The following is a 14,102-nucleotide window of genomic DNA, read 5'->3' as shown; positions in this document are numbered from 1 at the left end:
GGGCTGTCGAGCGGGACGAGGCGCGACGGCATGTCGGGTGCCGGGCTCGCCAACCGGTAACCCGAGGCCGTCCGGAGACCGGGATGGTGTCGGGATGGTGTCGGGACGGACATGCTCAGAGCGGTCCGCACGTCGTGGCGTGCACGCGCACGCCGACCATGTGGCTGTCGATGTCCTCGGCCTGCGAAGTCTCGCGGTGCGGGGTCATGCGGCATGGGCGGGTTCCGGTGCTTCGGCGGCGCGCGGGCGGGTGTCGGTGGGGATCGCGTGGGCCAGGGTGCGGACGCCGGCAATCGCGAGGAGGGTCAGGGCCAGCTGGGCGGCGATGATCTCGGTGGTGGGCGTGGTCTCGCCGTAAAGGGTGAGGCTGAGCAGGACCGAGGTGATCGGGCCCAGGACCGTGGTCGTGCCGACGACGAGTGCGGCGGATCCGCGGGCGTAGGCCTGTTGCATGAGCCAGCCCCCGGTGAGCATGAGCGCGGCGGCCTCCGCGCTGAGCAGCAGGTTCTCCCCCACTCCCCCGCCGCCCGTCCAGTGCTGCGCGGCCGCGTGGATGACGGTCGACCCGAGCCCGGACACCACCGCGGCCGCCGCGCTGATCCCGACGCATCCGCGCGCCCGCACGCCGACCGCGGCGACCAGTCCGGCCCCGACGACCACGACCTGTACCTGCCCCACCTGGGCTACGGCCTGTGCCCCCAGCGCCCCGGCCGCGAGGACCACGAACCCGCCGATTCCCACGCACACGGCCCCCACCGCCCGCCGCGTCGGATCGTCGACGCGTTCCCCGCGGGTCCGTGCCCCGACCACGACGATGAGCACCAGCCCCAGCACCCCGACCGGTTCGACCACCGCCACCGGCGCGAACGTCAACGCCACGACGTGCAGACCGCCCCCGACCATCCCCAGCCCGATCCCGACCAACCAGCCCGGTGTCCGAACGACGGCCCCCACCACCCGCCGTCCCGCCCCGGTCGCGGTGACCGCCCGGTGCTGCATCGTCACCCCGGCCGCGAACAGACACGCGGCAACCACCGCACAGGCGATGCCCGCGAGCGCGCTGTGGCTGAGGTCGGTGGTCACAACGACGACCATGGCCCGGTTGCATGTGTGTTCGATAAGGGCCAGCTTTGTCTACGCTGTGAATCCACGCCCCGCTCGCCAGGACTCCCCCACCACGAAGAACAACGCGCCCCCACGTCCGCCCGACCTCGGCGCCCACCAGCCCACTCCGGCTGACACCGCCACCACTTCCACCCGTCAAGATCATCGCCCCGGGACACGGCCCCTCCCACCCGGGGGCTGGCCAGCGCGTGAGCCTATCCGCCCAGGTCAGGGCCCGGGAAGCCGACGGTTGTCGGCTGTGGATGACCGCGATGCCCTGTGGACAACACGCCCGAACGACATTCCGGCATCCCGTCAAGCCCCTCCACGAGCGGCGGCGGCGCGCCCGCCAAGGCAAGATCGAGTATGCGCCTCGGTGGCGCCTTCGTTGTCGCCCGCGACCATCTCGCGCACAGGACGGGATGACGTCCGTCAACCGGCCCGCGGATGCTGGGGATGAGTCACCCGGGGTGTGGACAACCCGCCCGGGGAACCCCCGAATATCAACTCTACCAGCGGAAACAGCCCGACCGCCAGTGCGGATGATCTTGCTTGTGGACAACTGCCTGCACAGGACGAGAGCCGGTCAGGCGGTGAGCCAGCCGGAGGCGGCGACCGGTCGGCGGGCGTGCTCGGGCCGCGGTGCCGCCGTGATCACGATCTCCTCGTGCAGCCTGGTCAGCTGCAGGCTCGTCAGCACCGCGCCCGCGGCCGTGATTGTCAGTGCCCGGCCCCGCCGGATGCACGCGCGGTGGGCCCGGCGCAGGACCTCGGTGCTGGCCCAGCTGAGGTGGGTGACCCGGGTCAGGTCGATGGTCACGTGGGCCGTGGCGTCGGTGGCGGTGCAGGCCTGCATGACCTCGTCGTGCCAGGGGGCCTCGGTGGCGAGGTCGATGCGGCCCGCGGCGGTGACGGTGGTGGCGCGGGCGGTGCGTTCGACGCCGATCCACAGGTCTCGGCGGCGTTGCTGGGCCGCCGACCTGGCGAATCTCAGGGCCACGATGTGTCCTTTCGGTGTCCGGGTGCGTCCCCCACATCCCTTGATCGCGTCCGGGGCGGAAAGGTTGCCGGGTGGGGGCGAAAAAACCGCGCGCGTCGAGGGATGACCCCTTCTACTCTCGGTGCGTGCGGGACTTGGGGTTGTTGCCGAAGGCGCATCTGCACGTTCATCTGGAGAGCACCGTGCGTTCGGCGACGCTGGTCGAGATCGGCGCGGGCAACGGGATCGAGGTCCCGCCCGGGGTGAGCCACGGGCCGTTCCGGTTCGACGGGTTCCGCGCGTTCGCCGACCAGAACTCGCGGGTGCGCGACTGCCTGCGCACGCCGGAGGACTTCCGGCGGATCGCGGTGGAGTTCTGCGCGGACGAGGCCGCCGACGGCACCCGCTACGCCGAGGTCACGTTCACCGCGGCCGCGCACGGCGAGCGGCTCGGCGACCTGGCGATGCCGTTGGCCGCGGTCATGGAGGGCCTGGCCGAGGGGCAGCGCGAGCACGGGATCACCGTGCGGGTGCTGCTGGATCATTCGAGACGGCAGTCCGTGGCGCGGCTGCGGCGTACCGTGGAGTTGGCGGTGCGGTTCGCCGATCAGGGGGTGATCGGGATCGGGGTGGCCGGGGACGAGACGTATCCCTTGGCGCCGTTCGCGCCGGTGTTGCGAGCGGCGCGGGAGGCGGGGCTGCGGTTGACGCACCACGCCGGGGAGAGCGCGGGCGCGGCGAGCGTGCTGGAGGCGGTCGTCGTGGGTGGCGCGGAGCGGGTCGGTCACGGGTTCCGGGTGCTGGAGGACCCGGAGGTGGTGGCGTTGCTGCGGGAGCGGCGCGTGCCGGTGGAGGTGTGCGTGTCGTCGAACGTGGCGCTGGGGTTGGTTCCGTCGGTGGCCGAGCACCCGTTGCCGCGGTTGTTGGCGGCGGGGTTGGTGGTGTCGTTGAACACCGACGTGCCGAATGTGACGGGCCGGTCGTTGTCGCGGGAGTACGCGGCGGTGCGGTCGGGTCTGGGTTGGGACGACGTGGCGGTGGCACGGGTCGCGCGCGCGTCGGTGGAATCGTCCTTCGCCCCGGACGGGGTGCGGGCGGAGTTGTCGGCCGGTGTCGACCGGTGGCTGGGGGTGGCCGCGGGGGCGTGACACCCCCTGGCCGGTTCGTCGACGCCGTGGATCCTGGGGAGATTCGGTGATGACGGAAAACGAGACGAGCGCGTTGCGGCATGTCGCCGACGGCGCGGTGCTGTGCCATTCGGGCTGGTGGGGCGTGCCGACGGGGTACCTGTGGGCGGGCGCGGACGGCGCGCCCGCGGGGCGGGTGCCGCAGTGGGCGGCCGACGCGCTGGCGGTGTTGGAGCGGCGTGGGCTGGTCGCGGTCCGGGTCGCGGTGGGCGCGCGCGAGTCGGCGGTGCGGGTGACCGACGCCGGGTTGCGGGTGCTGCGCCGAGGGCGGGTGGGCGTCCACTGACTCATCGCCACTGCCTGGCCACAAGGCGGGGCCTGCTCCCCCCCGGCCTGGTCGTTGTTCCCACTCGCGCGTCGTGCCCCGCAGGCGGCGCTGCCGCGTTGGCCCGACCGGGTAGGAGCATGGGCTTAGCAGCCCGGTCGGGGTGCAGGAGCAGATCGTGGGGGTGCCGGACAAGCCCGCGCGGCATGGTTCCCCACGACCGGGACGATGGCGTTGCGGGTGCGGCCGCCCTGGTGCGGAGGGTGGTGGTGGCTGCGGCACGATGACCGCGTGACGCTCAAGAGCGGCAGGCGCTGGAACCACAACATCCACTACCACCCACGGATCCTGCGCGCCGTCCCCGCCGAGGTCCGCGACGCCCTGGACGTGGGCTGTGGGGAGGGGATGCTGGCGCGGGCGCTGCGGCGGCGGGTCCCGAAGGTCACCGGGATCGACCTGCACGCCCCCAGCGTCGAGGAGGCCGCCGGGTACGACGACGACATCGACTACGTCGTCGGGGACTTCCTGACTCACCGGTTCGAGCCCGGCTCGTTCGACGTCGTCACCTCCGTGGCCACCCTGCACCACGTCGACGCCGAGACTGGGCTGGCGCGCCTGCGGGAGCTGGTGCGGCCGGGCGGTGTGCTGGCGGTGGTCGGTCTGGCCCGCGGATCCCTGCCCTACACGGCGCGCGGCATGGCCGCGAGCACGCTGCACCGACTCGTGAAAGGCCATTGGGAACACCCGTCGCCGACCGTGTGGCCGCCGCCGGAGACGTTCACGCGGATGCGGGAGCTGTCGGAGGACTTGCTGCCCGGCTCCCACTACCGACGACACGTCCTGCTGCGCTACAGCCTCGTCTGGCGGAAACCGACCGGGTGAGCGTTATTCGCCGGTGTGGCCGTCGAGGTACTCGCGCAGGATGTCGAGGTGTCCGACGTGCCGGGCGGTCTCCTGCACGACGTGCGCCAGGATCCAGCGCAGCGTGTACTTCGGGTCCGCGCGCGCCGGGGAGTCCGGGGTGAGCCCCGCGATCGCGCGGTCGGCGAGTTCCCATTCGCGCTGGTAGGCGGCCGTGACCGCGCTCGGGGTGTCGAACTGGGCCAGCCGCCACTCGGCGTGTACGTCGGTCGGGTCCCACAGCAGCGGTTCGTCGGCGCCGCCCGCGGTGCGGGTGATCCAGTAGCGTTCGACCGCGGTGAGGTGTTTGAGCACCGCGAGCACGCTCATCAGCGGCGAGGTGGCCAGCGGGGTCTCGATCGCCTGGGCGGGGGTCAGTCCGGCCGCCTTGTTGACCGCGGTGACGCGCAGGAAGGCGAGGAACTCCCGCTGCAGTCGGAGTTCGTCGGCGGCGTCGTTGGCGGGCCAGGAGCGGTCCAGTTCCGGGGTGGTTCCGGTGGTGGACATGTCCCCGAGTCTAGGGCAGCGCGGCGCCGGTCGCGTGTCGGTAGAAGGACTCCAGGTCGGCGTCGGGGGCGCCGGGGGTGGTGCCCATCAGGTGGGCGGCCAGCGCGCGGATGCCGGTGTGCCAGCGGATGAGGGCGGGTACGACGGCGGTCTCGGGCAGTCCGGTGTGGACGAGGGTGAGGCGCGCGCCGCCGGGCCCCGGGCGCAGCTCGACCCGCACGGTCTGGTCCGGGTCGGGGTGGGCGGTATAGCCGGACTCGGTGTGTGTACCCGGGCCGAGGAGGTCGGGCAGGCGCGGGGTGACCTGGTCGGCGGGGGCGGTGAGTTGGCGTTCGAACCGGACGCGCCAGGTGTGGCCGTCGGGTTCGGCGGTACCGCGCAGCAGGTCGAACGCGGCGGCGTAGGTCTCGTGCGCGGCTGCCCAGTCGCGGTCGGCTACGGGGAGGCCGTCGAGGGTGTCGGCCAGGGCGCCCAGGCAGGTGTCCCATCCGGCGGCGAAGGAGGCGGCGCCCGCGCGGTCGTCGAAGTGGTGGGTGAACACCAGCAGGGTGCCGGTGTCGCTGGGGGTGAGGGTGACGGCGAGTTGTTCGCCCTGCCAGGTGAAGGCGAAGTGGCGGGGCGGGTCGTAGGCGGTGACCGTGCCGGTGCCGCCGGGGGCGTCTTCGGGGAAGGTGAAGGTGAGGGTGGCGCCGGGGTCGCGGTCGCCGGTGACGGTCGCCGGGAACCAGCGGGCGAGGTGGTCGGGTTCGGTGACGGCGCGCCAGACCTTGTCGACCGGGTGGTCCAGGGCGCGTTCGAAGCGCAGGACGGGGCGGCCCGCGTCGGTGAGCAGTGTGGCGTCCATGCCTCGAACATAGCCGGCACGGTATATGCCAGTCAAGGAATGTAGGGAGCGGTGTGGTGGACGACCTGTGGACCCGGGTGGACGACTACCTGTGCGGCACGCTGCTGCCGCCCGACCCGGTGCTGGACGCGGCGCTGGCCCGCAGCGCGGCGGCAGGGCTGCCGCCGATCGCGGTCGCGCCCAACCAGGGCAGGATGCTCAACCTGCTGGCCCGCATCCACGGCGCGCGGCGGATCCTGGAGATCGGCACGCTCGGCGGGTACAGCTCGATCTGGCTGGCCCGCGCGCTGCCGCCGGACGGACGGCTGGTGACCCTGGAATACGACCCCCGGCACGCCGAGGTGGCGCGGGAGAACCTGGCCACGGCCGGGCTCGACGGGGTGGTCGAGGTACGGGTCGGGGCCGCGCTGGACACGCTGCCCGGCCTGGTGGGCGAGCCGTTCGACCTGGTGTTCCTGGACGCGGACAAGGAGAACAACCCCGCGTACGTGCAGTGGGCGCTGCGGCTGACACGGCCGGGGTCGGTGATCGTGGCCGACAACGTCGTGCGCGCCGGGGCCGTGGCGGACCCGGGCAGCACCTCGCCGGTGGTGGCGGGGATCCGGGCGATGCACGAGATGATCGCCGCCGAGCCGCGGCTGGCGGCCACGGCCGTGCAGACCGTGGGCGCCAAGGGCCACGACGGGTTCACCCTCGCCCTGGTGCTCGGCTGATCACGGCCGCAGCGGGACGCGGCGGGCACGCACCACCCGGTGGGTGATCCGCCAGCCGTGTTCCAGGCCGCGCACGGTGTCGTCGTAGGTGACACCGACGCGGCCGCCGTCGGCCTGGACGCCGAGGCCCTGGGAGCGGGCGCGTACGTGGCCATCGGCGATCTCGGTGAGCACCGTGTCGGTGACGTGGTGGGCGACCGGGTTGCCCTCCCCCAGCGCGCGGGCCGCGGCGATCACCTCGGTGACGGCGGCGCGCTCGTCCGCGGTGCGCGCCATGATCACCACGCTACGCGAACCGCACCTCGTGGGCGGCGGTCGGATCGGTGACGGCCAGCAGCAGCCGCGCCTCCGCCTCGATCTCGCCGCGCACCCGCGCGGTGAGCTTCCCGAACGGCGACACCACCACGGCCGCTGCCTTACGCGCGCGTTCGAACTCCCACATGGCGGCGACCACGCCGTCGACCAGCACGGTGGGGCGGACGATGCCGTTGCCGGTGCCCATGATCACGGTCAGGCGGTGCTGCTCGGGGATGACGTGGGCGCGGTCGGCGTGCGAGAGGATCAGGTTGTCGAACCCGGCGACCAGCCGCACCGGGGCCGGGGTGTCCGGGTCGGGGCGCGGCGCGGCGGGCAGGTCGTAGAGGTCGCGGCCGTCCTCGTCGCGGAACACGCGCAGCTCGGGGGCGAGCCGGTCGAACACCTCGCGCAGCCCCGTGCACCCCGACCAGGTCTGGGCGTCGGCGACGGTGGCGGGCCCGAACGCGGCCAGGTAGCGGCGCACCAGATCCTGTAGCGGCAGTGGCGGGCGGTCGTCGGCGCCGAGCCAGGCGGCGGCGGTGACGTGGCGGGCCTGACCGGCGCGGCCCCACACCCCGCGCGGCGGTGTCTGCACCAGCGGGATCCGGGTGCGCACCAGCGCGGAGAGCCGGTCGGGTGGGATGTCGGGCCAGCGCGGGGCCAGGGCGCGGCCCAGTTCGGCGAAGGTGACCGGCTCGTCGGCGAGCAGTTCCACGCCCGCGGCGACGATCTCGTCCTGGTCGACGCCCGCGAACGCCTTGCCCGAGCCGCTGCGGAACGCCCGTTCCATGGCCGGTTGCAGTGCCGCGCGCAGCGGCCCGCAGTCCTCGGCGGTGACCAGGTGGATGGTGGAGCGCATCAGCGCGATCCGCACCACCCGCCGCTCCAGCATCAGCGTCGAGAGCTCCGCGAAGTCGAAGTCGCGCAGCCGTGACCACAGGCCGGTGTAGGGCGGGTGCGGGGCCTGGGCCTGCATGCCCACGAGGTGCTCGATCGCCGCGAGCGCGGTCATCGGGGCGCGGGCGAGTAGCAGTTGGCGGGCGAGCAGGGCCCGGTTGCGGGCGCGGCGGGTCAGCGGGTCGGTCACGAGCGCGCAGCGTAGGCGCTATCGCGGACGGGGGTTGTCCGGAATGGCCGGCAGACTCGCCCGCATGTTGGAGACCTCCGCCCGCCTGCTGCGGCTGCTGTCGCTGCTGCAGACCCGCCGCGACTGGTCCGGCGCCGAGCTGGCGCGCAGGCTGGAGGTGACCGACCGCACCGTGCGTCGCGACGTGGACAAGCTGCGCTCGCTGGGCTACCCGGTGCACGCGGTCACCGGCGTGGCGGGCGGCTACCGGCTGGGCGCCGGTGCCGCGTTGCCGCCGTTGCTGCTCGACGACGACGAGGCCATCGCGGTCGCGGTCGGGCTGCGCACGGCCTCCGGCGGCACGGTCGCCGGGATCGAGGAGACCTCGGTGCGGGCGCTGGCGAAGCTGGAGCAGGTGCTGCCCGCGCGGCTGCGCGACCGGGTCAACGCGGTGCAGTCCGTGCTGGTGCCGCTGCGCGGCAAGGGCCCCACGGTCGACGCCGACACCCTGGCCGCGATCGCGGGCGCCTGCCGCGACCGGCACGTCCTGCGCTTCGACTACCGCAGCCACGACGGCGGCGAGAGCCTGCGCCGCGTCGAGCCGCTGCGCATGGTCCACACCGGCCGCCGCTGGTACCTGGTCGCCTACGACCTCGACCGCGACGACTGGCGCACCTTCCGCGTCGACCGCATCACCCCGCGCGCGCCGACCGGGCCCCGGTTCACCCCGCGCGAACCACCCGCCGGGGACGCGGCCGGGCATGTCTCGCGCGGACTGTCGTATGCCGCCTACCGGCACCAGGCCGTGATCACCCTGCACCTGTCCGCCGAGGCCGCCGCCGAACACGTCACCCCCACCTCCGGCATCATCGAGCCGATCGACGACAGCCGCTGCACCCTGCGCGTCGGCGCGAACTCGCTGGACGGCATGGCCATGTGGGTGTCGCTGTTCGGCTGCGAGTACGAGGTCCGGGAGCCCCCGGAGCTGGTCGAACGGATGGCCGTGCTGGCCGCGCGGCTCGACCGGGCCGTCACCCGTTCCCGCCGGGAATGACGGTTTCACCCGACCGTGGCGCCGGGTGCACTCGAACGGCGGTATCGGCCGTGAGAACCTGATGCCGATGTCGCACCCCACACTCCCGGCCGCCGCCTGCTCGGCGCTCTCCCGCGCGCTCGACGAGCCGTTCGCGGGCAGCGCCGCGACCGCCACCGCCTGGCTGTGCCTGGAACAACCCGGCCCGTGGGGGCGCGACGCGCTCACCCAGAGCCACCTCGACACCGGCCTCGCGGGCGAGCTCGCCACCCGCGCCGCGGGCACCGGCGTCCGCGTCGTGCTCATCCGCCGCCCCGGCCCGCACCCCGACCGTCACCGCCCGGCCCCGCGCCGGGTCTACCTCGCCCACACCGCCCCGGGCACGTCGTTCCTGCGCGCGGCCACGCTCGCCGACCCCAAGCAACTGCTCGACCTGGACTTCACCGCCGCGGGCGCCGGATCCGACGGCGGCCTGGGCGATGCGCCGGCCGGGCCGTTGCTGTTGGTGTGCACCAACGGGCGCCGGGATGTGTGCTGCGCGGTCGCGGGCCGCCCGGTGGCCTCGGGCCTGGCGGACGAGTTCGGGGACGCGGTGTGGGAGTGCACGCATATCGGCGGGCACCGGTTCGCGCCCACCGCGTTGCTGCTGCCGACCGGCTACACCTACGGGGACGTGAACGTCGAGCGTGGGCGGGCGTTGCTGACCGAACCCGGCGTGATCACCGACCGGTGCCGGGGCCGCTCCACGTTCGCGCCCGCCGGACAGGCGGCCGAACTGGCGGTGCGGGACCTGATCGGCTGCACCGACCCGGACGCGCTGCGGGTGTCCGAACGCGACTCCCGCTGGCGGGTCGCCCATGTCGACGGGCGGGCGTGGACGGTGAATGTCGAGGCCGTGCCCACGTCCCCGGACCGACCCGCCAGCTGCGGCGCCGCTCCCGGACCGACCACCGCGTACACGATCGTCGACATCTCCTGAGCCTCGGGCGGGTCATCCGCGCCCGGCCACCCGGGTTGTCCACAGGCCCCGGCCGACGACCGCGCGAACATCGCGTCTGCCCAGGTAGAATGAAGATCGGGGGTCCCCCGGCCGGTTGTCCACAACCTGCCGAACCATCCACACGGCGCGAATCCCCCTTGACTCACCCGGCCAGGTCCGAACACCTCCGCATGTGGTCGTAGCAGTGGGAACCGGCCGCGGTCGGAGCTGTCACCTGGCCGCTCCACTGGCTGGGTGGGTAGCTGGTGGTCCAGCGCGGCGCTTCTAAATGACTCGACGCGTGTTTGCCGTTGGCTCTACCGTTCCAGCGTCCTTCGGCATGTGACGGAGAGCGAGCAGAGAGTATGGGCGGCGGCCAGATCCGTCTTGGGATGGTGGCCAACCCGCGGGATCCGCATCAGTGGCGTGCCGCCGTGCGGTGCGCGGAGGGTGCGGGTTACGACGTCCTGCTGACGGCGGACAACTTGCACGCACCAGCGCCGTCGGTGTCGCTGGGGATGGCAGCGGGGATGTCCCAGCGGCTTCGGCTGGGCACCTTGGTCATGGCCGCTCCGCTGCGCGCACCGCGGCTGGCGGCGTGGGAGGCTCACAGCTTGTCGGTGCTCAGCGGCGGGCGGTTCAAGCTGGGAATCGGCACCGGCAACCCGCGCATGCGGGCCGCGGCCGAGGAGTCGGGTTTGAGCGATGGTGCCTCAGCGCTCGACCGGGTGGCCGTGACCGTCGAGGAACTGCGAGCGTTGGACGGCGCCGGGCACACGCCGGTGATGATCGCGGCGGCCGGGCCCCGGGCGCGTGCCCTCGCCGCCCGAGTCGCGGACACCGTCATGCTCGCCGCGCCCGCGATGGCGACCCGCGAGGAGGTCGCCGACCTTGCCCGGCAGGTCCGGTCGATCGCCGGTGACCGGCCGGTCGAGCTGGCGATGACCGTGTTCGTCATCGAGGACGAACTGGAGTCGTGGGCGCAAGGACTGCTCGGCGCGACCACCGCGGACCTGATCAACCACGATTCCCTGTCGTTGCTGCGCGGCAGCCCGAAGGAGATGGCCGACGAGCTGCTCCGGCGCCGCGATCAGCTCGGTGTCGGCTACTTCAGCGTGCATGGCCGCAACACCGACCTGTTCGTCCCCGTACCGGAGCTGCTGAACGGCCGATAGGCAAGCCACGACAACACCCGGCATCATCCGCACCCCTGTGGACAACTTCGCGCACCACAGTTCCCGTTTCGGCAGAATGGAACTCGGGGGTCCCCAGGGCGTTGTCCACATCCCGTCGAACCACCCACAGGCTCGGCGCGCCCCTTGACACACCCCTGGTCGACAGCTCGGCAAGTGCCCTGTGGACGGTTCCGCGCGCTCCTGCCGCCTCGGCTGGAAGAATGGAATCAGGGGTCCGCTCGGGGTCGTCCACAGACTGCTGAACAGTCCACAGGCGCAAGCAGGCCCTTGACCCACCCACTCTCGCGCGGTCGCCGGGCGAGCCGAAGGGCTTGTGGACAACCTTGCCCACCGGGAGCGCGATCGCTGGAAGGATCGGATTCGGGGATCCGGGCGAGTTGTCCACAATGGTCCCGGTAGTCCACATGATCGCGATCCGGTTGACAAGCAAAGCGAAACTCGGGCGCGATGCCGCTCGATGATCACTACCCTCGCCGGGGTGGAGCACACGCCGACGTTCACCGGTGAGTATGCCGAGCAGGTGCGGCAGTGGCATGAGGCCGCCTACCGGATGTCCCGGGAGCGGGCCGAGCAGACCTGGGACTACCTCGGCCGCAGCCTCGTGATCCCGCCCGAGGTCCAGCCCATCACCGGCACCTCGCACCTGCTCGGCGAGGCCGTGCTCGCCGAGGTCCGCCCCGGCGACCGGGTGCTCGACATGGGCACCGGCTGCGGTGTGAACGCCATCCTCGCCGCCGCCACCGCGCGCGAGGTCGTGGCCGTGGACGTCAACCCGGCCGCGCTCGACGCCGCCCGGGCCAACGCCGAGCGCAACGGGGTCGAGCTGGACATCCGGCACAGCGACGTCTTCGACAACGTCCACGGGCGGTTCGACCTGATCGTGTTCGACCCGCCGTTCCGCTGGTTCGCCCCACGCGACGCGCTCGAAACCGCCACCACCGACCACGGATACCGCGCGCTCAACACCTTCTTCGCGCACGTCGGCGAACACCTCACCGACACCGGCCGACTGCTCGTCTTCTTCGGCACCAGCGGCGACCTCGACCACCTGCTCGCCCGCGCCGCCGACGCCGGATTCACGGCCGAGACCCTCGCCACCACCCGACACACACGCGACGGCTGGACGGTCGACTACTTCACCTAATCACCAGGACGACCGGGTGACGGCGAAGCAGGACCCGGTGCTCGCCCCGGCGTCGAACGTCGGCGCCCGACAGGCCGGATAGTCCCCACCGGGACGCACGACCCGCCCGGTCGATCGCATACCAGTGCCGCTCGAAGCCCGCGCCTCCCCCACCAGACGGCGCGGGTGCGTGAACCGCCGACCCGGCCGGTTCACGCACCCACACGCCTCACGCCTCCGGTCGCGGCGGCGTGATCGCCTCCGTGCGTTCCACGTCCACCGGCGCCACCGGCGCTGCCGGAGCCGGGGGAACGGCGGGCAGCGGCGCGTCGACCTCCTTGCGGGCCACCGCCTCCGCAGCGCGGACCGCGCGCGCGATCTCCGGATCCGTCGAGGTGTCGAACCACTCCGACACCTCCTCCTCGTCGCCGGTCGTCGACGTGTCCACCGGCTCGGTGGTCGGCTCGTAGCGGAACACGCCGTCCTCGCCCTTGAAGCCGAACTGGCGGGCGAAGCCCTCCAGCGCCTTGGAGAAGTCCGTCGGGATCATCCACACCTTGTTCGCGTCCCCGCGCGCCATCTCCGGCAGGGTCTGCAGGTACTGGTAGGCCAGCACCTCCGGGCTCGGCCTGCTGGCCTTGATCGCCGCGAACACCTTCTCGATCGCCTTCGCCTGACCCTGCGCCTGCAGGTAGCGGGCCGCGCGTTCGCCCTGCGCGCGCAGGATGCGGGACTGCCGTTCGGCCTCCGCGGCCATGATCGTGGCCTGCTTGGCGCCCTCAGCGGCGAGGATCTGCGACTGCTTGTTGCCCTCCGCGGTCTTGATCGCCGCCTCGCGCTGGCCCTCCGCGGTGAGGATGATCGCGCGCTTCTCCCGGTCGGCGCGCATCTGCTTCTCCATCGAGTCCTGGATGGACGGCGGCGGGTCGATCGCCTTGAGCTCCACCCGCGCGACCCGGATGCCCCAGCGGCCGGTCTCCTCGTCGAGCACCCCGCGCAGCTGCCCGTTGATGTGGTCGCGGGAGGTCAGCGTCTCCTCCAGGCTCATGCCGCCGACCACGTTGCGCAGTGTCGTGGTGGTCAGCTGTTCCACCGCGATGATGTAGTTGGCGATCTCGTAGACCGCCGCGCGCGAGTCGGTCACCTGGAAGTAGACGACCGTGTCGATCGACACCGTCAGGTTGTCCTGGGTGATCACCGGCTGCGGCGGGAACGACACCACCTGCTCGCGCAGGTCGATGCGGGCCCGGATGCGGTCGGTGAACGGCACCAGGAAGTTCAGGCCCGGCTCGGCGACCGTGCGGAAGCGCCCGAGCCGCTCGATCACCGCCGACTGCGCCTGCGGGATCACCTTGATCGACTTGAACAACACGATCAGCACGAACAACGCCACCACGATGGCGACGACTACGGGCACGTCCACTGTTTCCTCCACTCCACCCGCGGCGGCCGACTCAGATCCCGTCGGCCCACACCACCGCGGTCGCTCCCGAGATCTCCATGACGGTGACCGCCGTCCCCGGCTCCAGCACCTGCGTGGCGTCCAACGCGCGCGCCGACCACTCCTGGCCGCGCAGCCGGATCCGGCCACCGTGCTGGTCGACCCGCGTCGTCACCACCGCGGGGGCGCCCACCAGCGCCTTGACGTTGTCCTGCACCACCGCGCCGTGGATGCGGCGTCGCAACGCGGGCCGCGCCAGCGTGGTCAGCCCCAGCGACACCGCCGCGAACACCGCCACGCTGAGCACCGGCAGCCCGAACAGCGCCTCCGCCCCCGCGCCGACGATCGCGCCCGCGCCCAGCATCACCAGCACGAAGTCGCCAGACAGCAGCTCGGCCAGCATCAGCAGCACACCGCCGATGAGCCAGATCAGAGCCGCCATGGCGCCATCCTCGCAGACCCCGGTCC

General features: G+C 72.7%; 16 protein-coding genes. 8 read left to right on the top strand and 8 right to left on the bottom strand.

The window, feature by feature from the left end; genetic code table 11:
• Positions 1-204: 204 nt before the first annotated feature.
• Together C503_RS0101055 and C503_RS0101050 are read right to left on the bottom strand one after the other, a co-directional pair.
• Positions 205-1,083 carry a hypothetical protein gene (locus tag C503_RS0101055; RefSeq protein WP_156892886.1) on the bottom strand — a complete coding sequence of 293 codons (879 nt, stop codon included), beginning with the start codon at positions 1,081-1,083 and terminating at the stop codon, positions 205-207.
• 607 nt (positions 1,084-1,690) lie between these two features.
• Positions 1,691-2,104: an STAS domain-containing protein gene (locus C503_RS0101050; RefSeq protein WP_018680337.1), complete on the bottom strand. Its 414-nt coding sequence runs from the start codon at positions 2,102-2,104 to the stop codon at positions 1,691-1,693.
• Between the two features lie 125 nt (positions 2,105-2,229).
• On the opposite strand from C503_RS0101050, the gene add reads away from it, so the two are divergent.
• From add to C503_RS0101035, 3 genes are all read left to right on the top strand, one after another.
• Entirely contained in the window at positions 2,230-3,231 is a 1,002-nt protein-coding gene (add, locus tag C503_RS0101045; protein WP_018680336.1) for an adenosine deaminase, read from the top strand.
• A 49-nt stretch (positions 3,232-3,280) separates the two neighbouring features.
• Positions 3,281-3,556 (top strand): hypothetical protein, encoded by a 276-nt coding sequence (locus C503_RS0101040; RefSeq protein WP_018680335.1) that lies wholly within the window; start codon positions 3,281-3,283, stop codon positions 3,554-3,556.
• A gap of 270 nt (positions 3,557-3,826) precedes the next feature.
• Entirely contained in the window at positions 3,827-4,417 is a 591-nt protein-coding gene (locus C503_RS0101035) for a class I SAM-dependent methyltransferase (RefSeq protein WP_026315868.1), read from the top strand.
• Between the two features lie 3 nt (positions 4,418-4,420).
• On the opposite strand, the gene C503_RS0101030 is transcribed toward C503_RS0101035, so the two are convergent.
• A complete protein-coding gene (locus tag C503_RS0101030; protein WP_018680333.1) occupies positions 4,421-4,942 on the bottom strand; it encodes a DinB family protein in 522 nt (173 codons plus the stop codon).
• A gap of 10 nt (positions 4,943-4,952) precedes the next feature.
• A complete protein-coding gene (locus C503_RS37260; RefSeq protein ID WP_018680332.1) occupies positions 4,953-5,786 on the bottom strand; it encodes an SRPBCC family protein in 834 nt (277 codons plus the stop codon).
• Between the two features lie 53 nt (positions 5,787-5,839).
• Here C503_RS37260 and C503_RS0101020 point away from each other — a divergent pair, with 53 nt between their 5' ends.
• Positions 5,840-6,499 (top strand): O-methyltransferase, encoded by a 660-nt coding sequence (locus C503_RS0101020; protein ID WP_018680331.1) that lies wholly within the window; start codon positions 5,840-5,842, stop codon positions 6,497-6,499.
• Here C503_RS0101020 and C503_RS37255 read toward each other — a convergent pair whose 3' ends face one another.
• Positions 6,500-6,775, bottom strand: coding sequence for a hypothetical protein (locus tag C503_RS37255; RefSeq protein WP_084476714.1), 276 nt, complete (start codon positions 6,773-6,775; stop codon positions 6,500-6,502). It abuts the gene before it with no gap.
• Positions 6,776-6,785: 10 nt separating this feature from the next.
• Positions 6,786-7,883 carry a winged helix DNA-binding domain-containing protein gene (locus C503_RS0101010; RefSeq protein ID WP_018680329.1) on the bottom strand — a complete coding sequence of 366 codons (1,098 nt, stop codon included), beginning with the start codon at positions 7,881-7,883 and terminating at the stop codon, positions 6,786-6,788.
• A gap of 64 nt (positions 7,884-7,947) precedes the next feature.
• On the opposite strand from C503_RS0101010, the gene C503_RS0101005 reads away from it, so the two are divergent.
• The 4 genes from C503_RS0101005 to C503_RS0100990 all read left to right on the top strand — a co-directional run bounded on the left by C503_RS0101005 (position 7,948) and on the right by C503_RS0100990 (position 12,214).
• Positions 7,948-8,916 carry a helix-turn-helix transcriptional regulator gene (locus C503_RS0101005; RefSeq protein WP_026315867.1) on the top strand — a complete coding sequence of 323 codons (969 nt, stop codon included), beginning with the start codon at positions 7,948-7,950 and terminating at the stop codon, positions 8,914-8,916.
• Between the two features lie 67 nt (positions 8,917-8,983).
• Positions 8,984-9,874 (top strand): ferredoxin family protein, encoded by an 891-nt coding sequence (locus C503_RS0101000; protein ID WP_026315866.1) that lies wholly within the window; start codon positions 8,984-8,986, stop codon positions 9,872-9,874.
• 365 nt (positions 9,875-10,239) lie between these two features.
• Positions 10,240-11,049: an LLM class flavin-dependent oxidoreductase gene (locus C503_RS0100995; protein WP_018680326.1), complete on the top strand. Its 810-nt coding sequence runs from the start codon at positions 10,240-10,242 to the stop codon at positions 11,047-11,049.
• Between the two features lie 478 nt (positions 11,050-11,527).
• Entirely contained in the window at positions 11,528-12,214 is a 687-nt protein-coding gene (locus C503_RS0100990) for a methyltransferase (protein WP_018680325.1), read from the top strand.
• A gap of 208 nt (positions 12,215-12,422) precedes the next feature.
• On the opposite strand, the gene C503_RS0100985 is transcribed toward C503_RS0100990, so the two are convergent.
• Positions 12,423-13,610, bottom strand: coding sequence for an SPFH domain-containing protein (locus C503_RS0100985; RefSeq protein WP_425393496.1), 1,188 nt, complete (start codon positions 13,608-13,610; stop codon positions 12,423-12,425).
• Positions 13,611-13,647: 37 nt separating this feature from the next.
• Positions 13,648-14,076, bottom strand: coding sequence for an NfeD family protein (locus C503_RS0100980; protein ID WP_018680323.1), 429 nt, complete (start codon positions 14,074-14,076; stop codon positions 13,648-13,650).
• Positions 14,077-14,102 lie beyond the last annotated feature (26 nt).

This window comes from Actinokineospora enzanensis DSM 44649 (assembly GCF_000374445.1).
In the GTDB taxonomy this organism is placed as follows: Bacteria; Actinomycetota; Actinomycetes; order Mycobacteriales; family Pseudonocardiaceae; genus Actinokineospora; species Actinokineospora enzanensis.
Note: the sequence above shows the minus strand (reverse complement) of the source record. Positions and strands in the feature narration are given on the sequence as shown.